At 40.2% G+C, this 26,146-nt stretch carries 21 protein-coding genes and 1 tRNA gene; 15 read left to right on the top strand and 7 right to left on the bottom strand.

The window, feature by feature from the left end; genetic code table 11:
- Positions 1–6 precede the first annotated feature (6 nt).
- Positions 7–1,875 (bottom strand): signal peptide peptidase SppA, encoded by a 1,869-nt coding sequence (gene sppA, locus AC3KVK_RS08545; protein ID WP_490311953.1) that lies wholly within the window; start codon positions 1,873–1,875, stop codon positions 7–9.
- A 168-nt stretch (positions 1,876–2,043) separates the two neighbouring features.
- Between sppA and AC3KVK_RS08540 the strand changes: the two genes are divergently transcribed.
- The 9 genes from AC3KVK_RS08540 (at position 2,044) to AC3KVK_RS08500 (ending at position 9,570) form a co-directional block, all read left to right on the top strand.
- Positions 2,044–4,005 (top strand): FAD-dependent oxidoreductase, encoded by a 1,962-nt coding sequence (locus AC3KVK_RS08540; RefSeq protein ID WP_490311954.1) that lies wholly within the window; start codon positions 2,044–2,046, stop codon positions 4,003–4,005.
- Positions 4,006–4,083: 78 nt separating this feature from the next.
- Positions 4,084–4,770, top strand: a complete 687-nt coding sequence (locus AC3KVK_RS08535; protein ID WP_490312047.1) for an HvfX family Cu-binding RiPP maturation protein — start codon at positions 4,084–4,086, stop codon at positions 4,768–4,770.
- Positions 4,771–4,828: 58 nt separating this feature from the next.
- Positions 4,829–5,377, top strand: coding sequence for an NAD(P)H nitroreductase (locus AC3KVK_RS08530; protein WP_490311955.1), 549 nt, complete (start codon positions 4,829–4,831; stop codon positions 5,375–5,377).
- A 7-nt stretch (positions 5,378–5,384) separates the two neighbouring features.
- The gene (gene nagZ / locus AC3KVK_RS08525) at positions 5,385–6,401 is read left to right on the top strand and encodes a beta-N-acetylhexosaminidase (RefSeq protein ID WP_490311956.1); all 1,017 of its coding nucleotides are present in this window, start codon (positions 5,385–5,387) and stop codon (positions 6,399–6,401) included.
- Positions 6,389–7,762 carry an SLC13 family permease gene (locus tag AC3KVK_RS08520; protein WP_490311957.1) on the top strand — a complete coding sequence of 458 codons (1,374 nt, stop codon included), beginning with the start codon at positions 6,389–6,391 and terminating at the stop codon, positions 7,760–7,762. The genes nagZ and AC3KVK_RS08520 overlap by 13 nt, the downstream gene beginning before the upstream one ends.
- 150 nt (positions 7,763–7,912) lie before the next feature.
- Entirely contained in the window at positions 7,913–8,290 is a 378-nt protein-coding gene (locus tag AC3KVK_RS08515) for a hypothetical protein (RefSeq protein ID WP_490311958.1), read from the top strand.
- 66 nt (positions 8,291–8,356) lie between these two features.
- Positions 8,357–8,447 (top strand) — tRNA-Ser (locus AC3KVK_RS08510).
- A 50-nt stretch (positions 8,448–8,497) separates the two neighbouring features.
- On the top strand, positions 8,498–8,902 hold the full coding sequence (locus AC3KVK_RS08505; RefSeq protein ID WP_490311959.1) for a hypothetical protein: 405 nt from the start codon (positions 8,498–8,500) through the stop codon (positions 8,900–8,902).
- Positions 8,903–8,952: 50 nt separating this feature from the next.
- A complete protein-coding gene (locus AC3KVK_RS08500) occupies positions 8,953–9,570 on the top strand; it encodes an FKBP-type peptidyl-prolyl cis-trans isomerase (RefSeq protein ID WP_490311960.1) in 618 nt (205 codons plus the stop codon).
- Between the two features lie 56 nt (positions 9,571–9,626).
- Here AC3KVK_RS08500 and AC3KVK_RS08495 read toward each other — a convergent pair whose 3' ends face one another.
- Complete coding sequence (locus tag AC3KVK_RS08495; RefSeq protein ID WP_490311961.1) at positions 9,627–12,035, bottom strand: TonB-dependent receptor; 2,409 nt, start codon at positions 12,033–12,035, stop codon at positions 9,627–9,629.
- 163 nt (positions 12,036–12,198) lie between these two features.
- On the opposite strand from AC3KVK_RS08495, the gene AC3KVK_RS08490 reads away from it, so the two are divergent.
- The gene (locus tag AC3KVK_RS08490) at positions 12,199–12,735 is read left to right on the top strand and encodes a YaeQ family protein (protein ID WP_490311962.1); all 537 of its coding nucleotides are present in this window, start codon (positions 12,199–12,201) and stop codon (positions 12,733–12,735) included.
- On the opposite strand, the gene yfaE is transcribed toward AC3KVK_RS08490, so the two are convergent.
- The 5 genes from yfaE to ubiG form a co-directional block, all read right to left on the bottom strand.
- On the bottom strand, positions 12,732–12,995 hold the full coding sequence (gene yfaE / locus AC3KVK_RS08485) for a class I ribonucleotide reductase maintenance protein YfaE (RefSeq protein ID WP_490311963.1): 264 nt from the start codon (positions 12,993–12,995) through the stop codon (positions 12,732–12,734). The two genes, AC3KVK_RS08490 and yfaE, sit on opposite strands and share 4 nt — an antisense overlap.
- The gene (gene nrdB, locus AC3KVK_RS08480) at positions 12,995–14,125 is read right to left on the bottom strand and encodes a class Ia ribonucleoside-diphosphate reductase subunit beta (RefSeq protein ID WP_490311964.1); all 1,131 of its coding nucleotides are present in this window, start codon (positions 14,123–14,125) and stop codon (positions 12,995–12,997) included. The genes yfaE and nrdB overlap by 1 nt, the downstream gene beginning before the upstream one ends.
- Positions 14,126–14,180: 55 nt before the next feature.
- Complete coding sequence (nrdA, locus tag AC3KVK_RS08475; RefSeq protein WP_490311965.1) at positions 14,181–16,463, bottom strand: class 1a ribonucleoside-diphosphate reductase subunit alpha; 2,283 nt, start codon at positions 16,461–16,463, stop codon at positions 14,181–14,183.
- 401 nt (positions 16,464–16,864) lie between these two features.
- A complete protein-coding gene (locus AC3KVK_RS08470) occupies positions 16,865–17,515 on the bottom strand; it encodes an HAD family hydrolase (protein WP_490311966.1) in 651 nt (216 codons plus the stop codon).
- A complete protein-coding gene (ubiG, locus tag AC3KVK_RS08465) occupies positions 17,515–18,222 on the bottom strand; it encodes a bifunctional 2-polyprenyl-6-hydroxyphenol methylase/3-demethylubiquinol 3-O-methyltransferase UbiG (RefSeq protein WP_490311967.1) in 708 nt (235 codons plus the stop codon). Before ubiG ends, AC3KVK_RS08470 begins: the two co-directional genes overlap by 1 nt.
- A gap of 155 nt (positions 18,223–18,377) precedes the next feature.
- On the opposite strand from ubiG, the gene gyrA reads away from it, so the two are divergent.
- From gyrA to rpsA, 5 genes are all read left to right on the top strand, one after another.
- On the top strand, positions 18,378–21,059 hold the full coding sequence (gyrA, locus tag AC3KVK_RS08460) for a DNA topoisomerase (ATP-hydrolyzing) subunit A (RefSeq protein ID WP_490311968.1): 2,682 nt from the start codon (positions 18,378–18,380) through the stop codon (positions 21,057–21,059).
- A 171-nt stretch (positions 21,060–21,230) separates the two neighbouring features.
- Positions 21,231–22,313 (top strand): 3-phosphoserine/phosphohydroxythreonine transaminase, encoded by a 1,083-nt coding sequence (serC, locus tag AC3KVK_RS08455; protein WP_490311969.1) that lies wholly within the window; start codon positions 21,231–21,233, stop codon positions 22,311–22,313.
- Positions 22,313–23,590: a 3-phosphoshikimate 1-carboxyvinyltransferase gene (aroA, locus tag AC3KVK_RS08450; RefSeq protein ID WP_490311971.1), complete on the top strand. Its 1,278-nt coding sequence runs from the start codon at positions 22,313–22,315 to the stop codon at positions 23,588–23,590. Before serC ends, aroA begins: the two co-directional genes overlap by 1 nt.
- 95 nt (positions 23,591–23,685) lie before the next feature.
- The gene (gene cmk, locus AC3KVK_RS08445; RefSeq protein WP_490311972.1) at positions 23,686–24,366 is read left to right on the top strand and encodes a (d)CMP kinase; all 681 of its coding nucleotides are present in this window, start codon (positions 23,686–23,688) and stop codon (positions 24,364–24,366) included.
- A gap of 93 nt (positions 24,367–24,459) precedes the next feature.
- The gene (gene rpsA, locus AC3KVK_RS08440; RefSeq protein ID WP_086745066.1) at positions 24,460–26,127 is read left to right on the top strand and encodes a 30S ribosomal protein S1; all 1,668 of its coding nucleotides are present in this window, start codon (positions 24,460–24,462) and stop codon (positions 26,125–26,127) included.
- Positions 26,128–26,146 lie beyond the last annotated feature (19 nt).

Genomic DNA, 26,146 nt, shown 5'->3' with positions numbered 1-26,146 from the left:
AGAAGGTTATTGCGCTAAATTACAGACTAAGCAACGCGCATAGACACCATTGGGGTCATTGTATTGGTCAAGAGACTTCACCTCTTGCTGTAAACGTAACATGACAGTTTTTAGGTTTGACTGAAGTCCAGCCTGATATTCGAATTCAGAATGAGGCTGGCCAATCATGGCTTGGACATGTGTATTGGAAAGCAGCTCTTTCATGAACTGTTCTTGAGGTGTGAGAGCTTGCTCTATGGTTATAACGTCATAAAACTCAAGACTTGCTAATTTTGCTGCCGATTCGATGGCCTCTTTTTTAGTCCCAAGTTTATCAATTAATCCTAATTCTTTCGCTTGAGTCGCGATCCAAACCCGCCCTTGAGCAACGTGATCGACTTCTTCAATGCTCATTCCTCTGGCTTCTGCGACTATACCAAGAAAACGACTGTAACCACGTTCAATACTCATTTGAATCATATTGCCTAATTGTGGATTCAATTCCCGTAGAGGTGAAAAACCAGCCATTTCGGTTGTCGAAACCCCATCAGAATACACACCTAAGCGTGCCATTGAGTCTTCGAAAGTCATAATTGTCCCAAAGATCCCAATAGAACCCGTAATGGTACTCGGTGCAGCCCAGATTTCGTTTGCTGCTGAAGCAATCCAATAACCACCAGAGGCTGCGACTGAGCTCATCGATGCCACTACGGGCTTACCGGCTTCTTTTAATGCCAATACTTCTGCACGTATGACCTCAGATGCAAACATACTACCACCACCTGAATCAATCCGAAGTACGACAGCTTTAACTTTTTCATCTAGACGTGCTTTGCGAAGAAGTGCGGCTGTAGAATCACCACCGATTTCACCTGCTTTTCGTTTACCATCAACAATATTGCCTTTAGCGACAACGACAGCTACTTTTTCAGTCATCGGGTTTTCAAAAGGAAAAGGCATTTTGATCGTTGATAAATAATCTTGAAACGAGACCTGCTTAAATGATTTGCCTTCTTTATCAAGACCAACTAGGGCGATTAAATCTTGGCGTATCTCTTCTTTGGTTTTTAGTGTATCTACCCAGCCGTTATTCAGAGCGAATTGACCAGAATCGCCTTCAGCTTTAGAAAATTTGTCTAAAAACTGTGTCATTGACTCGTCAAAATTCGTTAGTTCGAAACCACGCTGTTTTGCAACATCCGTTTTATATTGTTGCCACAAAGCTCCTAACCACTCTTGGTTAGCGGTTTTGGCAGCTTCAGACATGTCATTACGAATAAATGGTTCGACAGCAGATTTAAACGTGCCCACCCGAAATATATGTTGAGAAACGGATAACTTTTCTAGGGCTTCTTTAAAATAAAGCGGATACATCGCATACCCTTCAACGCCAACCCAACCATAAGGATGCATTGAAATTTCATCAGCATAGGACGCGAGGTAATATTGTGCTTGACTATAAGCATCACCGGTTGCAATTATTTTTTTGTCTTGAGCTTTGAAATTTTCCAGTGCAAGACTGATCTCTTGGAGTTTATTAAGATGTGCGTTTTGCATATTTTGCAAAGAAAGCACCAATATTGATATTTTCGGGTTATGCGCAGCATCATTGATGACATTGATAACATCATCTAATAGTACTTCTGGCGGTTGGTCATTTTGCCCCATAGAGTCGCTTAACGCAGCTTCTACTGGGTCAATATATGTTTCTTGTTCAACTATTTGGCCAGATAAGTTCAAGACAAGAGCCGAGCCTTGGGCAATGTTGACTTTACCTTCATCAGAGTTAATACCCACGATGATGCTGATTATTATGACCAAAAACAGCAAGTTTAAAATTAAACGCCGTGAGAAGTTTAACGTATTCCAAATGAGTAAGAAGAATTTTTTAATCAAAATCATGTCCTTAAAGTAGATTTGATACAACTATATATCTATAACTTAATAGTAACCGATTTTATTCTTAAACTTAAATCTAAATAGTTACGAAGTGTTTATCTTGTACTTCACGGTAAAAAAAGCTAATGTTGGCTACAGGTACGACCAGTATAAATAAGGCATATTGTGTTAGAACAACAATTAAAACTAAAAAATAACCAATTAAAAAACCGTTTAGTCATGGGGTCAATGCATACAGGGCTTGAAGAAGGTTGGGGCAACCGCAAAAAGCTCAATGAATTTTATAAAGAGCGTGCTGAAGGTGGTGTCGGCCTGATTATAACCGGTGGTTACAGTCCAACCTTAAGAGGAAAACTCACCCCTTTCTCATCGACTTTTAATAGCTGGATAGATGTATTAAAGCATCGCTCTGTTACTGACACTGTGCACCAAGCCGGTGGCAAAATTTGTTTGCAGCTGTTACATGCTGGAAGATACGCTTATCACCCATTTAACCAAGCGCCAAGCGCGATTAAAGCACCGATTAATCCATATAAACCAAAAGCAATGTCCCCCAATGCTATTAAAAATACGATTAAAGGCTTCGCTAAATCGGCTAAGTTGGCTGAACAGGCCGGTTACGATGGTGTTGAAATTATGGGTTCTGAAGGGTATTTGATTAATGAGTTTATGGCGCCGCGTACTAACAAGCGTACTGACGAATATGGTGGAACGAATGACAATAGAATGCGTTTTGCCGTAGAGATAGTTAAAGCAGTAAGAGCGTTTGTTTCTGAGCAATTCATCATTGTATTTCGTTTGTCAGTTCAAGATTTAGTTGAAGATGGCTCAACGCCTGATGAAGTAAAAGCCCAAGCCCAAGCACTGCAAGCCGCGGGAGTTGATATATTTAATACGGGGATTGGTTGGCATGAAGCCCGAGTTCCAACTATTGCCAGTATGGTGCCACAAGGAGCGTTTCAAGATGCATCGAAATTTTTAAAACAATGTGTCGATGTGCCTGTTGTTGCAGTGAATCGTATTAATACCCCAGAGCTTGCAAATCAAATTCTCACAGAAGAAAAAGCGGATTTAATTTCGATGGCCAGACCATTGCTTGCTGATCCCGCTTTTTTTAATAAATATGTGAACAAGCAAAGCGACAATATCAATATTTGTATCGCTTGTAATCAGGGCTGTTTAGATAATGTATTTAAAGGGAAACGCGCAACGTGTTTAGTGAATCCTCGAGCAGGGTTTGAATTAGAATATCCATTAAACAAGGCAGTGGTAGCCAAACAGGTCCTTGTTGTTGGTGCAGGCCCTGCCGGGTTGGCATGTGCGTGTTATTTAGCTGAGAAAGGGCACACAGTTACTCTAATAGACCAAGCCAGTGAAATGGGGGGACAGTTCAAACTCGCTATGCGTGTGCCAGGTAAAGAAGATTTTAATTATACATTGACTTATTTTAAGTCCGAACTCTCACGTCTTAGTGTAAAAGTCTGTTTAAACACTGCATATCAAGAATCTATGCTAGATGATTATCAAGATGTTGTATTTGCTACAGGTGTACGCCCTCGGATTGCAAACATACGATGTGACGATAATAAGCAAATTGTGGCCTATGACGAAGTGATTCGTGGTGAAGTCGAAATAGGTCAAAAAGTGGCTATTTTAGGAGCAGGAGGGATCGGCTTTGATATGGTTGCCTTTCTAACAGAACAAAAAAATAAGTCGATTTCACAGTTTAAATCCCAATGGGGGATCGATGGTGTAGAGCAGACACATCAAGCATTAGAAAAAATTTACATGCTAAAACGCAGTGCAGGGCGGTTTGGTTCAGATTTAGGTAAAACGACTGGCTGGATCCATCGGGCTGTAGCAAAGCAACAAAATGTTGAACAAATTGCAGAAGCCAATTATGTCAGTTACTCTGATAAAGGGTTAGAAATTGAGCACAAAGGCGAACAACGCTTTTTAGATGTTGATACTGTGATAGCCTGCATTGGACAAGTGTCTAATGATGAACTCTTTGAACCACTAAAAGATAAGGCAAATTGCCATATTATTGGCGGAGCAAAACTGGCTTCAGCCATTGATGCTAAGCGTGCAATCTATGAAGCTTTAATGGTAGCGCGATCTATTTAGCATTTGATTGAAATATTTCCCGTTATGATGAGGTCTACTAAGATGACTTTATTAGACCTCAAATCAAAGGCCTCATCTATGCTTACAGCTGCTTATTCTTGTTATACAAATCTGTTTTCATATCTAAAGAAATTGGATGGAATAGTTCCTCTCATACTGCGTTTGATACTTGCGCCTGTTCTTATTATTGCAGGCTATAGTAAGCTGGGGCTCAGTGGAGAGTGGCAATCGATTACCGAAGCGCTACTTGCAGATCCAAATGTGGTCAACTGGTTTGGCAATACAGAATGGGGTCTAGGGCTTCCTTTTCCTGATATATTAGCGTTTTTGGCTGCTTGGAGTGAATTTTTAGGAGGGTGGTTATTACTTATAGGTTTACTGACCCGTTTTGTGACTATCCCTTTGATGATCACTATGATTGTGGCGGCGACGACGGTTCACTGGAACCATGGTTGGTTTGCAATTACCCCGTTAAATCCAAATACAAGTGCGGCAAAGGTTTATGACTGGCTTTCAATTCCAGGAGCAGAACAAAGCTTGAAAAATAGTCTAGAAGCTCAAAAACGTCTGACCAAAATCAAAGAAATCAACGAAGAGTATGGCAATACTAATTATCTGTACCAAACAGGTCAACCTGTGATACTGAATAATGGTATTGAGTTTTCGGCCATGTATTTTGTCATGCTATTGAGTATATTTTTTACAGGCGGGGGTCGCTGGACAAGTGTCGATCATTATATAAAACGTTACTTGGACAAAGGCTAACACTGTCATTTAGAACATAATTTGTTATTCTTAGAAAAAATTTAATGAATAACAAATTATGGACGCACTCGAACTACTGCTACACCGTCAATCTGATGCTCGACTTATTTCACCCGGCCCATCAGCTGAACAACTTATAAACATTCAAAATGCGGCACTGTTAGCGCCAGATCATGGCGCATTAACGCCGTGGCAATTTCAACTTGTGACAGGAACCGGTCGTGAGCGGCTCGGAGAGTTATTCTATCGTTCTGCTGTCGCCTCGAACTTGGACGATAGAAACATTGAACGAGCCAAAACGTTAGCACTCAGGGCTCCTTTAGTTATCATTTGCATCGCTAAATATGTCCCAAGTAATAAAGTGCCACGGATCGAGCAGGTTCAATCTGCAGGTTGTGCTGTGTTTGCGATGCAACAGGCTGCGTTTGCACAAGGGCTGGGCGGTGTATGGCGAACCGGACATTATGCACAGTGTCCAATTGTAAAAGCAGCGTTGGGCTTAGCCGAAGATGACGAGTTAGTGGGTTTTTTGTATCTGGGAACCCCTGAAATTCAACATAAAAAGCTTCGTCGTTTGACACCTGAACAATTTTTCACAGATTTTTGAGGCAACGATGGGTCCGATTTTAACTGGCATCAAAGGTCTTTTGCTGGAACAGCATGAAGTCGAAATATTACAACATCCACTCGTTGCAGGTGTGATCTTATTTTCTCGAAATTACGAAGATAATGAGCAGATACTGACTCTGACGAAACAAATCAAAGCGGTGGCGCCGACTTTATTGATCAGTGTTGATCATGAAGGTGGGCGGGTACAACGATTTAGAGAGGGCTTTTCGGCGATACCAGCTATGGCTGATGCTGGTCGTGTACAAGGTTTAGGCAGCGAAGATATTTTGGCCCCGCTTGGTTTTACTTTAAGTGCTGAATTACGCGCACATGGGGTTGATTTTAGTTTTGCGCCCGTGCTTGATATTAATGGTATTTCCGAAGTGATCACCAACCGCGCTTTTGCATCAAAGCCTGATGAAGTAATTCGTTATGCTTCGCAATTTATCGCTGGCATGAAACGTTGTGGGATGAAAAATGTCGTAAAGCACTTTCCTGGCCATGGCTCTGTTGGTCCTGATTCTCATATTGCAATGCCTATTGATGAACGACAAAAAGAACAAATATTTGCACATGATCTATCAGTGTTTTCTCAGTTAATGGCTAGCGGACTCTGTGATGGTGTAATGCCTGCTCATGTTATTTATTCTCAGTGTGATGATAAGCCGGCCTGTTTTTCTTCATTTTGGTTACAATCTGTTTTGAGAAAACAGCTGCAATTTAACGGAGTGGTGTTTTCTGATGACTTAGGTATGCAAGGTGCCGTTCAAATGGGTGATTACCTTACGCGGACTAAACTTGCCCTCGATGCAGGGTGTGATATTGCATTAGTATGCAATGAGCCTGATGGCCTGTATCAAGTACTTGACGGGTTATCTATTCGAGAATACCAGCACCATGGGAAGCGAGCTATAAATTACCTTGCATCCACACATCTGACGATGACAGAACTTAAGACTGACGCTATGTGGAAACACGCTCAGACAATTATTGCTAAGCTGAGTGATCAATGCGCTTTTTAAACTCTCACATCTGTTTTGGATTGATATTTTCATTAGTTGTAGGAGGGTGGACCTCTTACGTGGGTCTTGCACAACCTATCGTCTATACATTAGCAATAACGGCGCTGACTGGTTACTGGTGGATTACTGAAGCCATAGAGATCCCATTAACATCGTTATTACCGTTTGTTTTGTTTCCACTTGCAGGGGTCATAACACATAAAACAGCAGCCAGTGCACTTGGCAATCACGTTATTCTTTTATTGATGGGCGCGTTTATGTTGGCGATTGCAATCGAGCAATCTCAAGTTCACAAGCGCCTAGCATTTAATATTATAAAGCTGATTGGTGGACAAAGTGCACAACGGATTGTCTTTTCTATCATGGTGACAGCGGCACTCCTTTCAATGTGGATATCGAACACTGCAACGGTTGTCGCGCTGTTACCAGTTGTTCTGGCTATTTGTGTGACGACTGACAATACCCGATTCAAAATTGCGTTATTACTTGGGTTAGCGTATTCCGCATCGATAGGAGGAGTTGGCACAATTATCGGGACGCCACCGAATGTTATTTTTGCATCTGTTTATGAACAATTTACAGGAAAAGAATATGGCTTTGTTTCATGGATGAAGGTCGCAGTGCCGATTATCGTTATTTCAATTCCATTATGTGCGCTTTGGTTAACAAGAGGTATAACGTTATCAAGCGAAATCCACGTGCCAAAAAGTGGTCCGTGGCAAAAAGCAGAAATCAGGGTACTGGTTATTTTTGCCTTGGTAGCATTTTTGTGGGTGTTTCGTAAAGAACCCTTTGGTGGGTGGTCTACTGCATTAGACTTACCTCAAGTTGGGGATTCGACCGTCGCTTTGTTTGGTGTCATTTTGATGGCCATTACATCTAATGGGCAAGGCGGAAAGTTATTGGAGTGGCAGCATGCTAAAACAATTCCTTGGGGGATGTTGTTGTTATTTGCGGGCGGGATCTGTATTGCCAGTGCGTTTGTCAGCAGTGGTTTAAGCCAATTAATTGGTGATTATTTGAGTTTATTAGGCACATTACCTGTATTTTTTATGTTGCTCGGGATGACTTTATGTGTGTCATTTTTGACAGAGATCACTTCAAATACTGCGACCGCAACATTGCTAATGCCAATTATAGCATCTGCAGCAATGGCCCTTAATTTACCGATTGAGTTATTAATGATCCCCGTTGTAATAAGTTGCTCGTGTGCTTTTTGTTTACCGGTAGCGACAGCTCCAAACTCGATTGTATTTGCTAGCGGTGAACTAAAAATTGCAGATATGGTCAGAGAAGGGATGTTACTTAATATTTTGCTAGCAGTGATAATTTCATGTGTTTGCTTAGTACTGTTGTTTTAAACATTTACATATATATCTTAAATGTTGAGTTAATCGACGCCACTGATACAAAAAGTGAAGTGCTAGTACAATAAATATGATTTGTCAGTTTTTAAATTGTACATTTTTTGTTATTGTGGTGTGATAAAAATAAAAACAGAGGCTAACAAGATGAATAATCTTTTTTATCGTGAGAAAGAAAATTGGCTGCTATGGGCTATTTGGGGCGTATGTGGGGCCAGCTTTACAGCAGGTTTGGCCATTTACTCAAATAGCACTCAAGTGAGTCTCATCGCGATAAGTACGATAATCATCTTGCTAACTTGGCAGATGGCTTCAAGCAAACGATTCAGTTTTAATCGCGCATTTAAGGTGTGTTTTACCGTTTTCTCTTTGAGTGTCTCACCTTTATTATTCGTCAATAGTGTCAATGATGGGTTGTTTGGCGATTTACAATTAGGGATCCAACTAGGTTTCTTCATTGTGGGTGGTTTGATTATTTGTATTATCAGTGCAATTTTTGCTCGTACACCGCCTCAATATTATTAATTATTGGTTTTAATCAAATTATTACTTTACACATTAGCTGGAAGTGATTATCATGCGCCCCATAACGGAGAGATGGCAGAGTGGTCGAATGCACCGGTCTTGAAAACCGGCATAGGTTTGTAGCCTATCTAGGGTTCAAATCCCTATCTCTCCGCCACCTCATTCCCAAAACCGCCTATATGGCGGTTTTTTTCGTTTAGGAGTGTTATGTTTATGAACGGCTACCCACTTAAACTTCTCAAATGGCTGGCAGGCAGTGCTTTGTATTTTACGGGATATGGTGTAGTAACCCGCCTTATCTTTGATGCGTACCCTGATGCGTTGACTTTAGATTTTATGCACCTCAAAGCCTCTGGCTTTATATGCTTATATATGGCGTTGTTTAGCCATCTCATTATCAAACATGAAACACGTCATCCTCGGATCTGTGTTTGGTTTACAACACTTGTAGCAAGTGGTTTGTTTACATGGATACAAAGTGATGTTGGCAATGGCTTCGCTGTGTTACTAGAACGACCCTTTTTTATCTTTACCATCATTGCTCTTCCAATTGTTTTTGAAGTAATAAGGTTTTTAATGGCTTTAGAGACAAACAAAGCAAAAACTGATTAGAAATTATGGTAAGATTACATTTTTAACTACACGATAAATCAGTGGAAATTATGTCAGAAAAATTTACAAATAATGCTGAAAAAGCAAGCTACGGTATTGGTTTACAAATGGGTGAACAATTAAAAGGCAATCCTTTTGAAGGTTTAAACCTAAACTCTGTATTTGAAGGTATGAAAGATGCTTACGCAGGCGCTGATTTCCAAGTAGAAATCCCAGCCATTCAAGCTGCTTTTGAAGAGATCAATACTCAAATTCAAGCTCGTCGTGAAGAAGAAGCTAAAGTGTTAGCGGCAGAAGGCGAGTCTTTTCTTACTGAAAATGCACTTCGTGCAGAAGTTACAGTGACTGCATCTGGATTACAGTATGAAGTAATTACAACAGGTGAAGGCGACAAGCCAACAGCTGATTCGACAGTACGCACTCATTACCACGGTACACTAATTAATGGTACTGTTTTTGACAGCTCATATGACCGTGGTCAGCCGGCTGAATTCCCGGTTGGTGGCGTCATTAAAGGCTGGACTGAAGCATTACAAATGATGGCTGTTGGTTCAAAATGGCGTTTATATGTACCACACGATCTTGCCTATGGTGAACGTGGAGCAGGCGCGTCAATCGCACCTTACTCAACACTTGTATTTGATGTTGAGTTATTAGAAATTATCTAATTTATAAACAAAGAAAAAGCCGCTAATGCGGCTTTTTTTTATCTCTTAAATCCGCTCTAGAAGTAGGCGCGGATCCCTAATGCGATATTGCGACCGGGTAGTGGGGCAATATCTTTAATAAACGAGCTGTGTGAAAAAGCTAATTTATCAGTTAAGTTATTTATATTGAGATACAAATTAGCATCAACTTTATTAATGTTAAACTGATAGTCAGCCCCAAGATCAACCAAACTATATGAGTCAGTTATTGATTCATTGAAAGCAATCTTATCTTGTTCAAAATAATGTGTGACTGACGCTGTTAATCTTATGTCTTGAATATTCCAATCTACAGCAGTGCCTAATTTATTGGCCGGTAATCTTGGAAGATAACTATCATCATCAAATTGAACTTGACTATGATCACCAAATACTTTGACTACTACATCAGATGAAAATGCATAGTGCAGATCATATTCTAATCCATATAGAGTCACATCTTGACTTGCGTAATGGTATACCGCCGCTGCACCTTCGTCTGCTTCACTTATGTGAACAAGTTTATGATCATGGCTATCAAATGCATATTCAGTTGCTTGTTGGAAATAAAAATTATCGACTTGGTTATAATATAAATTTACAGTGAAACCAAAATCACCAGAAAATTTTCTAAAGGTTAAATCGAAGTTGTTGGCCGTCTCTTGCTGGATGTGGTCAGCTTCAAAATGAATTTCGCCATCTTCTATTTCATAGCCTAATCCTAAATCATACGTTCCAGTGGAAATATGTAATCCATTTGACAAAAGCTCAGCTGAAGAAGGAGCTCGCTCGGAATGGGTGACATTAAATGAACTCGAATAACCCGGTGCAAAGTGCCATACGAGGCCTGCGGAAAGGCTCAAGTTATCGAATGTTTCATTATAACTTGCTTCGCTATGATGCTCGTCATCATGTGCTTCATTTTCATGGTGTTCGTCATGCCCATGCTCTAATTCAATATCTGCGGCATCGAGCTTGAATTGTTCATAACGTGCTCCTAACTCGATTGTAATATCACCCACTTTGCGCTCTTGTAATACGAATAAACCGTTTTGTGTGGTTTTAGAAGAAGGGCTGAATGCTTCATCTCCTAACGCTTCGTAGTCAGAATGGTAGTAATGATAACCAGCAATACCATGCCATTGCCCAAGAGTATGCTCGATAGATAGTCGGCCTTCATTTGTATCATTTTTAAATGTGGTACCAATAAAACCATCTTCGATTTCAGCATGTTGATAACGGGTGAAGCCAAGTTTAGCTTCTACTTTTTCGACTATGGCGTTATGAGGTGTGTATACAGCTAGCGCTTGCCAGCGATCTTGTTCTAATAAAGCATAAACATGATGTTCAGCCTCAGGTTCTTCATTATGCTCTTCATGGTCATGGTCATGGTCATGGTCATGTTCGTGGTCATGTTCGTGACCTGGGATGCCATACTCTGTATTGATGTTCCCGTATGACAGACCCAGCGTTAAGTGCTCGGCTACATAACTTGCGCCAAAATCAAAAATTGTTGAATCAATGAATGTATTTTCAATTCTATTCACTATTTCATGTGTTTCATCATGGCTTTCTTCTTCGTGTTCGTCATGGTGATCATCAACATGCATTTTAGGTATTTTATAATCTTCAGACTGTCGTCTTAACGCATTTAGGTTAATATTAAACCCATTAGTTCCAGTCGCTAAATTTACTGCAGCGGTTTTGCCTTCAGAGACAGTGTCATAACGAATTTCACCCGCTCCTTGAAATGCATCAAGTTGATCTGTTGGGATGCGTTGATCGACAATATTTACAACTCCTCCAATTGCGCCAGAACCATATAAAAGAGTTGCAGGGCCTCGAAGGACTTCGATCTGTTGTGCGGTGAGAGATTCGTTAGTTGTAGCGTGATCTGCACCGATGCGCGATGCATCACTGCTGTCTAAACCATTTTGCAATACTTTTACCCGAGGACCATCGAGACCCCGAATAATCGGTGAAGAAGAGACAGGACCAAAATAAGTTGAGTTAATGCCAGGCAAACCTTTTAAAGTTTCCCCCAATGTAGCTTGTGACTTGTTCTTTAATGTATCGCCACTGAGAACAGTGACAGGGGAGGCCATATCCATATTGGTTTTATGTAAACCCGAGGCATAAACAGTCACTGTTTCGATGGATGATTTTAGTAATTGAACGATGAGATCACTTTGATTTTCTTCAACAGCTATACGTTGGTCAATATAATCATCTTTTGATATGTGTAGCTGACCTTGAGCATCAATATTCAGTGTAAAATAGCCATTCTCATCACTATAAACCGCTTTATCTTTGCCGTGGATATGAATGCTAGCACCTGAGACTGGTTGCTGGTTTTCATTTAAGACCTGACCGTTGATTTGCGCTGCTTGGGCTTGAGTTAAGCCTAAAGCACTGATAATCGTTGCATATAAAAGTGTGTGTTTCATCGTGTTACTTCATTATTTATAATTGATATATTGTAACATCGCATAAAAAAACAAATCAACTGTTGTTATGGTATAACATATTTTATTAAGACGTTTATTCAAACGGCTCAGTTTTTGCTTCATGTTCTATACTTAAAGGGAGTCAATGATATGAGGTAGATTCATGGCTAATAAGCAAATCGTTTTTAAGGCACATCTTGATGTCTCTGATATCAATCATCATCGTTATGAGCACAAAGATGTCACTATTTCATTGCTACCAAAAGAAGATCTCGAGCATTTTCTATTAAAATTAATCGGTTATTGTTTATTGCCTTTAGAAAGTACGTGCTGGTCTAAAAACAATGATCAACCCATTCATCCAGATCTTGGTCTGCAAAATGAAATCGGGGATTACAATTTGTGGGTGGATGTGGGGTTTCCTTCACAAAAAAGACTAGATAAAGCCTGTCAACTCGCAAGCCAAGTAGTCTTAATTACGCCAAAAGCAACGGATTGGCTAAACGATATGAAAGGTTATCTGGATAAACATAAAATTAAAATAATCGCGATAGATATCGGTTTTTTAAATCAGTTAAGAACTGACATTTCTAAACGACTCGATTGGTCTGTGATCATCGAGCATAATAAATTAACGATCAGTAATAATTTAGGTTATTACGAAACATCGTTAAATCAAGATTGTGAAATAAATTATTAAATGAATGGTAGTGTTAGTTCAATATCATCTGTTGGCTTTGAGCAACACAATAAAATTTCACCTTCGCGAATAAACGCTAGCGGTTCTTGCTGGTACTCAACTTTACCGTGGCTGAGCTTGCACCTGCATGCGCCACAATAACCCTCTCGACACTGGTATTGAACTGGTATGTCATGTATTTCTAAGAATTCAAGCAGGGTATGACGATCAGACTCATAATTTAGAGTCTGATCGGTATTAATGATTTTAACTTGCTTCATTACAAGTCAAAGTCACCAAAGTCTGAAGCCTCAACTTGTGAGTCAATCTGACCCACTAAATAAGAGCTTATTTCAGCTTCCTGTGGTGCAACTTGGACATTATCTGATACTAGCCAAGAGTTAATCCAAGGTATTGGGTTACTAGTAATCGCGTATTGTTGTGGTAAGCCAATAGCTGCCATACGAACATTGGTAATATATTCAACATACTGGCATAAAATATCTTTATTTAAACCTATCATAGATCCGTCTTTGAAGAGATATTGCGCCCATTCTTTTTCTTGCTCAGCGGCAGTTTTAAACATCTCGATAGATTCATCACGTAACTGCGCAGCGATGATTGACATTTCAGGATCATCACTTCCTTCTTGCATGATATTAAGTATGTGCTGGGTACCTGAAAGGTGTAGGGCTTCATCACGTGCAATTAATTTGATGATTTTAGCGTTGCCTTCCATCAATTCACGTTCAGCAAATGCAAAAGAACAGGCAAAACTGACATAAAAACGGATTGCTTCTAATATATTCACGGACATAATAGCGCGATAAAGTTTTTTCTTTAACTCAAATAAGTTAATGACTACTGTCTCACCATTTAAAATGTGTTTACCTTCACCATATAAGTTATAAATTGAAGTAAACTCAATTAAATCATCATAATAGCGCGTAACTTCATCAGCACGTTCGATAATACGATCATTATTGACTATATCGTCAAAGATTAGCTCAGGTTGTTTTGTTACGTTTCGAATGATGTGGGTATAAGATCGGCTGTGAATGGTTTCACTAAATGACCAAGTTTCAATCCAAGTTTCGAGCTCTGGCAATGAAACAATCGGTAGTAGGGCAATATTTGGTGAACGACCTTGAATAGAATCAAGCAAGGTTTGGTATTTTAAGTTGCTTAAAAAAATGTGTTTTTCATGCTCAGGAAGACCCTGAAAGTCAAGTCGATCTTTGCTGACATCGACTTCTTCTGGTCGCCAGAAAAATGAAAGTTGTTTTTCGATTAGCTTTTCGAAGATAGGGTGTTTTTGTTGGTCGTAACGTGACACATTCACTGATTGACCGAAAAACATGGGTTCTTTTAATTGATCGTTATGATTACGGCTGAAAGTTGAATAAGACATAAATTTTCTCAAAGGCAAACAGAAGCTGGGCAAGAGAGCTTGCCCAGTAATTTAATTAAATTTTACACGCACCACCGGCACAATCATCATCGGCATCCGGCGCGATCTCATTTTGTGCATCAGCTGCACCGTCACGAGTATTATGATAATACAGTGTTTTAACCCCATATTTGTATGCTGTTAAAAGATCTTTCAGTAGTAATTTCATTGGGACTTTCCCACCTTCAAATTTACCCGGATCATAGTTAGTGTTGGCAGAAATAGTTTGATCAACAAACTTTTGCATAATGCCAACTAACTGAAGGTAGCCATCATTTGAAGGAATATCCCAAAGTAATTCATATTGATCTTTGAGTCTGTCATATTCTGGTACAACTTGTTTTAAGATACCATCTTTACTTGCTTTGACGCTCACGTGACCTCGCGGCGGCTCGATTCCATTGGTTGCGTTTGAAATTTGCGACGATGTTTCTGATGGCATCAGTGCAGACAAAGTCGAATTTCTCATACCGTGAGCTTGGATACTCTCTCGAAGACTATCCCAATCTAGCTTGAGTGGCTCTGAGCAAACTGTATCAAGATCTTTTTTATAGGTGTCAATTGGCATGATCCCTTGAGAGTATGTTGTCTCGTGGAATTTAGGGCATGCACCTTTTTCTTTTGCTAATTCATTAGAAGCTTTCATCAGATAATATTGAATTGCTTCAAACGTTTGATGAGTTAAGCTATTTGCACTGCCATCTGAGTATTTTTTACCATTTTTCGCCAAATAGTAGGCATAGTTAATAACGCCTATTCCTAAAGTACGACGATTCATCGTAGCATTTTTAGCAGCTGGAACAGGGTAGTCTTGGTAATCAAGAAGGTTATCCAGTGCTCGTACGGCCAATTCAGCTAGCTCTTCCAGTTCAGATAAGTCATCGATAGCTCCTAAATTGAATGCAGATAAGGTACATAGAGCTATTTCACCTTCTTCATCCATTACGTGCTGCAATGGCTTAGTCGGTAAGGCTATTTCGAGACATAGATTTGACTGTCGGATAGGCGCAACTTTTGAGTCAAATGGACTGTGAGTATTACAGTGATCGACATTTTGTAAGTAAATACGACCAGTGCTCGCACGCTCTTGCGCAAACATAGAGAATAACTCAATCGCTTTAATACGCTTTTTGCGGATATGCTCATTTTGCTCATATTGGACGTATAGTCGGTCAAACTCAGCTTGATCTTCAAAGAATGAATCGTACAGGCCTGGTACATCAGATGGACTGAATAAGGTGATATACTCATCTTTTATTAGGCGGCTGTACATTAATTTATTAAATTGCACGCCATAGTCTAAGTGACGAACGCGATTATCTTCGACACCACGGTTATTTTTTAATACCAGTAAGTTTTCAACTTCTAAATGCCAAAGCGGGTAGAATAAAGTCGCAGCTCCGCCACGTACACCGCCTTGAGAGCAACTTTTAACAGCTGTTTGGAAATGCTTATAAAAAGGAATACAGCCAGTGTGATACGCCTCACCATTTCGAATAGGGCTACCAAGTGCTCGGATACGACCTGCATTGATGCCAATCCCCGCTCGTTGACTCACATACTTCACAATTGCTGAAGATGTTGCATTAATTGAATCTAAACTGTCACCACATTCAATCAATACACATGAACTGAACTGGCGCGTGGGAGTTCGCACTCCAGCCATGATTGGAGTAGGTAACGAGATTTTAAATGTCGAGACTGCATCATAAAAACGTTTAATATAATCAAGACGATTAGATTTCGGATATTTAGCAAATAAACTCGCAGCGACTAAAATGTATAAAAATTGTGCACTTTCATAGATCTCACCTGTGACTCGGTTTTGAACTAAGTATTTTCCCTCTAGTTGCTTAACAGCGGCATAACTGAATGTTAAATCTCTATCATGATCGAGCACATTCTCAAGTTCTTCAAATTCAGTTTCTGTATAATCAGCTAAAAGATGTGCATCATATCGCTTGTCTTCAACCATTTTAACTACATGAGAATAAAGCTTTGGTGGCTCGAATTGTCCATAAGCTTTTTTGCGAAGGTGAAATATAGCTAAACGGGCAGCTAAAAATTGATAATCAGGTGTTTCTTTTGAGATTTGATCAGCGGCTGCTTTAATGATTGTTTCATGAATATCTTCAGTACGGATACCGTCATAAAACTGGATATGAGATTTTAATTCAACTTGTGAGACCGAGACGTTATTTAGTCCTTCCGCGGCCCATGTAATGACACGATGGATTTTATCAAGATCGAGCGATTCCTTTCTTCCATCGCGTTTGCTCACAGATAGCTGTTGGTTCATATATATGCCTGCATTTCCTAGGGTGTTAGCGAAATTTATTGTTTTAGTTTTAGGCGGTAGGCCTGTGTACTTATTAAGCGCATTAAGTTGTTTAGCTTTTAAACACTATATATGGGTGCAACTCAATTCTGGATCACAAGATAGAGTGGTATGATTTTATTTGCAAGGGACAGATCTCAGTCAGATTGTGGATAAGTTGGCGATAAAATTAAAAGGTTAGTTAACACTAACCTTTTGCCTTTTGATTCATTAGAAATAATTAAAAATCAACAAATGATCTTGAATAATTAAATATTTATTTTTTTTTATTTTGTTGATTATTTTTAACACTGTGCAATATAAAACTCAGCACTTACGAAAGAATAAAAACTACATATAGTGATTAACCTTACTTAAAAACACTATATGTAGTTGATTAGTTGTTGAGCATCGTTGAATACTAAATCAGCATTCCAAGTTGATAGAATGAGATCTTTTGGTAGATACCCCCAGCTAGCAATAGCTGTTTTCATCCCGGCATTATATCCCGCTTCGATATCTCGATGAGCATCACCGAGGTATAAACAGTCAGCTGGGTTGATATTAAGTTGCTGACAAGCTAATAAGATGGGTTCTGGCGAAGGCTTTGCAACGGGCAAGGTGTCTCCGCATACAACAGCGGCACATTCATTTAACAGCGCAAAGTGGCTTAACAAAGGTTGCGTGAGATAGGTCGGTTTATTTGTGACGATGCCCCAAGGAATAGCCAGTTCGTTTAGTTTAAGCAATACACGTTCAATATCTGGGTAATAACGGGTGTGAATGGCAATGTGGTGTTGGTAATAATCAAGAAACTCAGCTTTAAGGCTTTTTTGGGGCTGAATGGCCCAATCTTCACCAAAGCCAGCCTGTAATAATGCTACACTACCATTCGATGCATGCTGTGTGTATTGCTGCGAAGATAACGGCGGGAAATTATGCGCCTTTAAAACATGATTTAGCGCTGCGCCTAGATCATCAGCGGTATCGAGTAATGTGCCATCTAAATCGAACAATATGGATGAAGTCGTCATTACAGCTTCTCAAAATGAAGAATATAATTGACGCTTACATCTGCACCGAGTTTATACTGGCCTGAGAGTGGATTATAACTAAGACCATTGCTTGCACGCACTTTTAAGCCATATGCTTCAGCCCAAGTGATGAGTTGCGCTGGCCGGATAAATTTATCATGGTCATGAGTGCCTTCAGGTACCATCTTTAAAATTTTCTCTGCGCCTAATATCGCAAATAGGTACGACTTCACGGTTTTATTCAAAGTAGAGAAAAATACATGTCCGCCAGGTTTAACCAGTTTTGCAACTGAAGCTATGACTGATTGAGGATCGGGGACGTGCTCGAGCATCTCCATGCAGGTCACGACATCAAATTGAGCAGGGTTGTTAGCTGCAAATGCCTCCGCGGTAGTTTGTTGGTATTCAAGCTTGATTCCAGCTTCGAGTGCATGAAGTTTTGCAACATTCAACGGCTCCAGACCCATATCGATACCCGTTACCTTTGCACCCATGCGGGCCATACTCTCACTTAAAATACCCCCACCACAACCCACATCTAGTGTATTCAGTTCAAATAAGCCATTCGTTTTATCCATGATAAAATCGAGTCTGAGTGGGTTGATATCGTGTAGAGGTTTAAAATCGCCATTGAGATCCCACCAATGCTGTGCGACTGCTTCAAATTTTGCAATTTCATCTTGATCTACATTTTGATGTTCGGTCATAAAAAGGTTCCTCGTTAATCTGGGCGCATTATATAAGGTGAAAACACAAAAACACACCTCTTTACGCCCTGTAAAATTTATATTTATGTGGTAGCATGGTACCGACAACAATAATGATTAACAATTTTTAGTCGACTGAAGGAAGTGAAATCAACATGACTGATCACGCCAATGAAATCCTTCCAGTTAATATTGAAGACGAACTCAAAGGTTCTTACCTCGATTATGCAATGAGTGTAATTGTAGGGCGTGCCTTACCTGATGTTCGTGATGGCTTAAAGCCAGTTCATCGCCGTGTTTTATTTGCGATGAATGAACTCAAGAATGATTGGAACAAACCGTATAAAAAATCTGCCCGTGTCGTCGGTGATGTAATCGGTAAATATCACCCACATGGTGACTCTGCTGTTTATGATACCATTGTTCGTATGGCACAGCCTTTCTCTCTTCGTTACATGCTAGTAGACGGCCAAGGTAACTTCGGTTCTGTTGATGGTGACTCGGCAGCTGCGATGCGTTACACCGAAATTAGAATGGCGCGCGTTTCTCATGAGCTATTGGCCGATCTTGAAAAAGAAACCGTCGATTATGTTGATAACTACGACGGCACTGAAAAAATACCTGCGGTATTACCGACAAAAATCCCTAACTTATTAGTGAATGGTTCGTCAGGTATCGCTGTTGGTATGGCAACAAATATTCCCCCGCACAATCTTAATGAAGTTATTAATGGTTGCTTAGCGCTCATCAATAATCCAGAGATTACCATTGATGAATTGCTTGAATATATTCCGGGTCCTGATTTCCCGACCGCAGCAATTATCAGTGGAAAAAAAGGCATTGAACAAGCCTATAAAACGGGGCGTGGAAAGGTCTATATTCGAGCAAATGCCGAAGTTCAGACTGATGATAAAGGTAAAGAAACTATCATCGTTGATGAGCTTCCATATCAGGTCAATAAAGCCCGCTTAATTGAAAAAATAGCGGAGTTAGTTAAAGATAAAAAAATAGAAGGGATCAGCGCATTACGTGACGAATCTGATAAAGATGGGATGCGTATTGTCGTAGAAATTAAACGCGGCGAAGTGGGTGAAGTTGTATTAAATAATCTTTATGCACAAACGTCTATGCAAACGGTGTTTGGTATTAATATGGTTGCCTTAGATAACGGCCAACCAAAGTTATTAAACCTGAAAGAAATGTTGCATGCGTTTGTCGTGCATCGCCGTGAAGTCGTAACGCGAAGAACTGTATTTGATTTACGTAAAGCACGCGATCGCGCTCACATACTTGAAGGCTTGGCCATCGCGCTGGCCAATATCGACCCCATTATTGAGCTGATCCGTCGTTCACCTACCCCAGCTGAAGCTAAAGAAGCGTTAATTTCACGTCCTTGGGAGATGGGTAATGTTCAAGCAATGCTTGAGCGCACAGGCGAAGAAAATGTGGCTCGCCCTGAATGGTTAGATGCAGAGCTGGGCATTCGTGGTGGACAATACTATTTATCGGCTCAACAAGCTCAAGCGATCTTAGAGCTTCGTTTACACCGTTTAACGGGTCTTGAGCACGAAAAAATATTAGCTGAATACCAAGAGCTACTAGAACTTATTGCTGAGTTATTGCATATTCTCTCATCACCTGAGCGATTATTAGAAGTTATTCGCGAAGAACTTGAGCTTGCAAAAGAGCAATACGGGGATGAACGCCGTACTGTAATTACTGCTGCTGCGCATGACATCAGTTTAGAAGACCTGATTAATGAAGAAGATGTTGTTGTGACTTTATCGCATGAAGGTTATGTCAAATACCAACCTTTAAGTGATTATGAAGCGCAGCGTCGTGGTGGTAAAGGCAAGTCAGCGACGAAAATGAAAGATGAAGATTTCATTGAACGTTTACTTGTAGCCAATACTCACGACACTATTTTATGCTTCTCGACCACAGGTCGTTTATATTGGCTAAAAGTGTACCAATTACCGTTAGCAAGCCGTGCTGCGCGTGGTAAACCGATTATCAATTTACTTCCGCTTGAAGCGGACGAGCGTATCACTGCCATTTTACCAGTGCGTGAATATGAAGAAGATAAATATATCTTCATGGCAACAGCGTTTGGTACAGTGAAGAAAACACCATTAACTGCGTATAGCCGTCAGCGTTCAAGTGGTATTATTGCCGTCAACTTAAACGAAGGTGACAGCTTAATCGGTGTTGATATCACAGATGGTAGCAACGAAATCATGTTGTTCTCTGATGCTGGTAAAGTGGTTCGCTTTAAAGAGTCTGAAGAAAGCGCGGTACTTGATGAAAACGGTCAGCCTGTACTTGATGAAAATGGTCAGCCTGAAATTAAGTTTAAAGGCGTACGTCCTATGGGTCGTACCGCGACGGGTGTACGCGGTATTAAACTCATTGATGGTCAACGCGTTGTGTCATTAATTGTACCAAAATCTGATGGTGCGATATTAACAGTGACTGAAAATGGCTATGGTAAACGCACGTTACTTGACGATTACCCATCTAAATCTCGTGCAACCCAAGGGGTAGTATCGATAAAGGTCAGTGAACGTAATGGTAAAGTTGTCGGTGCTGTTCAAGTAAACGAAAACGATGAAATCATGCTGATTTCAAATCGTGGTACGTTAGTTAGAACCCGAGTTCAAGAAGTATCGACAGTCGGACGAAATACTCAAGGAGTTATTTTAATTCGAACTATTGACGAAGAACAGGTAGTTGGTTTACAACGTATTGACGAAATTGAAGTCGAAGATATCGAGGAAGTAGTAGATGAGACACAGAGTGTAGAGTCCACTACAGAAACACCAACAACTGACGAATAAGTTGTTGTTTAGATAAAAAAGCGGCGTAAGCCGCTTTTTTCATACTTAAATAGGGTTGATATCATTCAAGCTTGTTAATTTCAAAAGTGAAGTTGTGGTTTAATACCGTTAAATCATAGTGATAAGCAAGTTTGAACCATATTAATTTTATAAACAGTGAGGGGAATGGGAATGAGTGTTTATAATTTTTGTGCAGGGCCTGCAACTTTACCACCAGGTGTCATGCAGAAAGCACAAAAAGAGTTTTTAGATTGGCAGGGGCTAGGTGTCTCTGTGATGGAAATCAGCCACCGTAGTGATCCTTTTTTGGCTCTTGCCAAGCAAAGTGAAGAGCGACTGCGACGTTTAATGGCGATTCCGGACGATTATGCAGTGTTATTTATGCATGGCGGTGGGCGTGGTCAGTTTTCTGCCGTACCGCTCAATTTACATCAAGATGACGCACCTGCAGTTTATTGCCACACTGGTATTTGGTCACAGGGCGCATTTGATGAAGCGCTCAAATTCACTCATGCTATATCAATTGATATTCGAAATGATAGTGAGAGTGAGTTTTCTGTTACACCTGTTTCTGAGTGGGAATTACCGAAGACCGCTTCTTATATCCATTATTGTCCAAATGAGACCATAGATGGCATTGAATTATTTGATGTGCCAACACATCCAACAGCCCCAATAATTGCTGATATGTCTTCAAATATTTTGTCTCGAGAAATAAACGTAGCTGATTTCGACTTGATTTATGCAGGTGCTCAGAAAAATATCGGGCCCTCAGGGCTGTGTATCGTCATTGTAAAGCAAGCATTACTTGATAGAAAAGGCCTCCCGCGCCCAGGAGTTTTAGATTATACCTTAGAAGCTAAACAAGGCAGTATGTTTAATACGCCGCCAACATTCGCTTGGTATTTAGCTAATGAAGTATTTGCTTGGATTGAAGAGCAGGGAGGGGTGAAAGTTGTTGAAGCATTGAATAAAAAGAAAGCCCAATTACTCTATGATTTCATCGACAGCAGTCATTTTTATTCTAATAAAGTGGCCAAAGAATCTCGGTCATTAATGAATGTTCCTTTTTGGCTTAAAGATGAGTCATTGAACAGTTTATTTTTAGCGCAAGCTACAGAGTCAGGCCTATTAGCACTCGAAGGACATCGCTCAGTAGGTGGAATGCGTGCCAGTATCTACAATGCCATGCCCTATGAAGGGGTAGTCGCATTAGTGGAGTTTATGTCACGTTTTGAGCAGGAGAATGGCTAATGGAGCAATTATATTTAAAAGCGATTAATCGTGTATCTGGGCAAGTCACTTTGCCTGGTTCGAAAAGTTTATCTAATCGAATCTTATTACTAGCAGCTTTGTGTGAAGGTGAGACTCAGGTTGACAACCTTCTTGATAGCGACGATATCCGCCGTATGCTCGAAGCATTAGACGCTTTAGGAGTTGAAGTAAAGCTTAATAAAGACAGAACAACAGCATGGGTTAAAGGTGTTTCTGGTGTGTTTACACAGCCAAAACAACCTTTATTCCTTGGCAATGCTGGAACAGCATTTCGCCCGTTAACGGCGGTTTTAGCCGCAAGTCCTATCTGTACTGAGCTTACAGGTGAGCCTCGTATGAACGAACGCCCGATTGGCCATTTAGTTGATTCGTTAGTCCATTTAGGCGCTAAAATTGATTATCTAGCTGAGCCTGATTACCCACCGCTGAGAATTAACGGTAAGCAAATCAAAGGTGGAGAAGTAGAAATTGATGGTAGTATCTCAAGTCAATTCTTAACAGCTCTACTTATGGCTGCGCCTTTGTTCAGTGAAGATACTCGTATAGAAATAAAAGGTGAGTTAGTTTCCAAACCATACATTGATATTACAATTAATATAATGAAACGTTTTGGTATAGAGGTTATTAACAACGATTACCAATATTTTTATGTAAAAGCTGGGCAAACTTATCAGTCACCAACACAAATTATGGTTGAAGGCGATGCGTCGTCAGCTTCCTACTTTGTTGCTGCAGCGGCTATTAATGGTGGTGAGATAGAAATTAATGGAGTTGGCACTAATAGTATGCAAGGTGATATTGACTTTGCGAAAGTGATGGAGCAGGTTGGTGCTACCGTGACTTGGTATCCTGATAAATTAGTTGTAAAAAAAGGCTTGTTACGTGGCGTTGATATTGATGCCAACGCGATCCCTGATGCAGCAATGACATTGGCCACAGTGGCATTATTTGCCACTGGGAAAACGGCAATTAGAAATATCTATAATTGGCGCGTGAAAGAAACAGATCGCTTGTCTGCAATGGCTACTGAGCTGCGAAAAGTCGGAGCTGATGTAGTAGAAGGTCATGATTTCATCGAAATTACCCCTCCTGAAAAAATTCAACTTGCTGAAATTGATACTTATAATGATCACCGAATTGCGATGTGCTTTTCAATGGTTGCAGTTGGGGGACACGACATTATTATCAATGATCCTAAATGTACGCATAAAACATTCCCAACCTATTTTGATACGCTAGAAACAATTAGTAATTAATTTTATTTATAAAAACATTGGAATATAAGCGATAAATTTTTGTTTATCGCTTATAATGCGCGCGACAATTTTTGTATGCATTGATGGAGGTTTAAATGCAGGCAATTGAACCGGTGATCACAGTTGATGGTCCAAGTGGCTCAGGAAAAGGGACTGTTTGTCGTTTGTTAGCCGAAAAGTTAGGCTGGGACGTCTTAGACAGTGGTGCAATTTATCGTGTACTTGCCCTTGCCGCTATTCATCATAATATTACCGACAGTGACGAAAGTGCATTGGTCCCACTAGCTGCTAATTTAGATGTTCAGTTTTTGATTGATTCAGAAAAAGGAATGAGCAAAATAGTACTTGAGGGTGAGGATGTTACTAAACGAATCCGAAATGAAAAAGTTGGAGGCGTCGCGTCAAAGGTTGCAGCACTTCCACGTGTAAGAGAAGCATTACTTCGGCGACAACGTGCCTTTAGAAGTGAAAATGGGTTGATTGCAGATGGTCGTGATATGGGCACCGTTGTGTTTCCAGATGCCATGCTAAAGATTTATTTAACTGCTTCAGCCCAAGAGCGTGCAAATCGACGCTTTCATGAGTTGAAGGAATCAGGTCTTGATGTTAAAATCGAAGACTTGCTGCACGATATTCAAGCGCGTGATGATCGCGATATGCACAGAAGTGTCGCGCCTCTTGTACCTGCAGAGGATGCAATTGTAGTCGATACAACTGAAATGAATGCAGAAGAAGTATTTACACAAATATTTGATTTATATACTAAATCAATTTAATTTTACAGCGAATGCTATGGATGGTAACCGCTAAATAAACAACCCCATGCGGCAAGGTTGCTAATTGGAATTATATTTAGAGACGTATCTCGTATGTCAGAAAATTTTGCGCAGTTATTTGAAGAAAGCTTAAAAGGTTTTGAAGCTCAACAAGGATCAATCGTTAAAGGTACTGTTATTTCAATCGAAAATAACATTGTATTAGTAGACGCTGGTCTTAAGTCTGAAAGTGCAATTCCTGCCGAGCAATTCAAAAATGCTGCTGGTGAACTAGAAGTTGCTGTAGGCGATGAAGTAGATGTAGCGCTTGACGCAATTGAAGATGGCTTTGGTGAAACTATCCTTTCTCGTGAGAAAGCGAAGCGTCACGAGGCTTGGATCCGCCTAGAGAAAGCTTGTGAAGAGCAAGAAACTGTTACTGGTGTTATCAACGGTAAAGTTAAAGGTGGTTTCACTGTTGAAGTTGATACTATCCGTGCGTTCTTACCTGGTTCACTTGTTGATGTTCGTCCAGTACGTGACACAACTCACCTTGAAGGCAAAGAGTTAGAGTTTAAAGTAATCAAGCTTGATCAAAAACGTAATAACGTTGTTGTATCTCGTCGTGCAGTTATCGAATCAGAAAACTCACAAGAGCGTGATGAATTACTTGCTAACCTTGTTGAAGGTCAAGAAGTTAAAGGTATCGTTAAGAACCTTACAGATTACGGTGCGTTCGTAGATTTAGGTGGCGTAGATGGTCTTTTACATATCACAGATATGGCTTGGAAGCGTGTTAAGCACCCATCTGAAATCGTAAACGTAGGCGATGAAATCGCTGTTAAAGTTTTAAAATTTGACAAAGAGAAAACTCGTGTTTCTTTAGGTCTTAAGCAGTTAGGCGAAGATCCATGGGCTGCTATCGCTGGCCGTTACCCAGAGAGCTCTAAGCTTACTGGTCGTGTAACAAACCTTACTGACTATGGTTGTTTCGTTGAAATTGAAGAAGGTGTTGAAGGTTTAGTTCACGTTTCTGAAATGGATTGGACAAACAAAAACATCCACCCATCTAAAGTTGTTAGCTTAGGCGATACAGTTGAAGTAATGGTATTAGAAATTGACGAAGAACGTCGTCGTATTTCTCTAGGTCTTAAGCAATGTATTGCTAACCCTTGGCAAGAATTTGCTCGTCTTCAAAACAAAGGCGATCAAGTTACTGGTAAGATCAAGTCTATCACTGACTTCGGTATCTTCATTGGTTTAGACGGTGGTATTGATGGTCTAGTACACCTTTCAGACATCTCTTGGAATGCTCCTGGCGAAGAAGCTGTACGTGAGTACAAGAAAGGCGACGAAATTACAGCAATCGTTCTACAAGTAGATCCTGAGCGTGAGCGTATTTCTTTAGGCGTTAAGCAAATCGAAAGTGACCCATTCAATAACTACCTAGACGGCAACAAAAAAGGTGCTATCGTTAAAGGTAAAGTGACTGAAGTTGATGCTAAAGGTGCAACAATTGAAATCGCTGAAGGTGTTGAAGGCTACATCCGTGTATCTGATATCGCTCAAGAGCGTGTAGAAGATGCAACTTCTGTAGTTTCTGTTGGTGACGAATTAGAAGCTAAATATGTAGGTGTTGATCGTAAGAATCGTACATTAAGCCTATCTGTTAAAGCACTATTTGAAGCTGAAGAAAAAGAAGTTTTAGAAAAGCTTAAGAAAGAAGAGCCTGAGTTCGAAAACGCGATGGCTGCTGCATTTAAAAATGCACAAAAAGACTAATTTAGTCTAATATTTAAGA

This window comes from Pseudoalteromonas sp. J2K-J979 (genome assembly GCF_058169715.2).
This window is presented reverse-complemented; position numbering and strand designations above follow the sequence as displayed.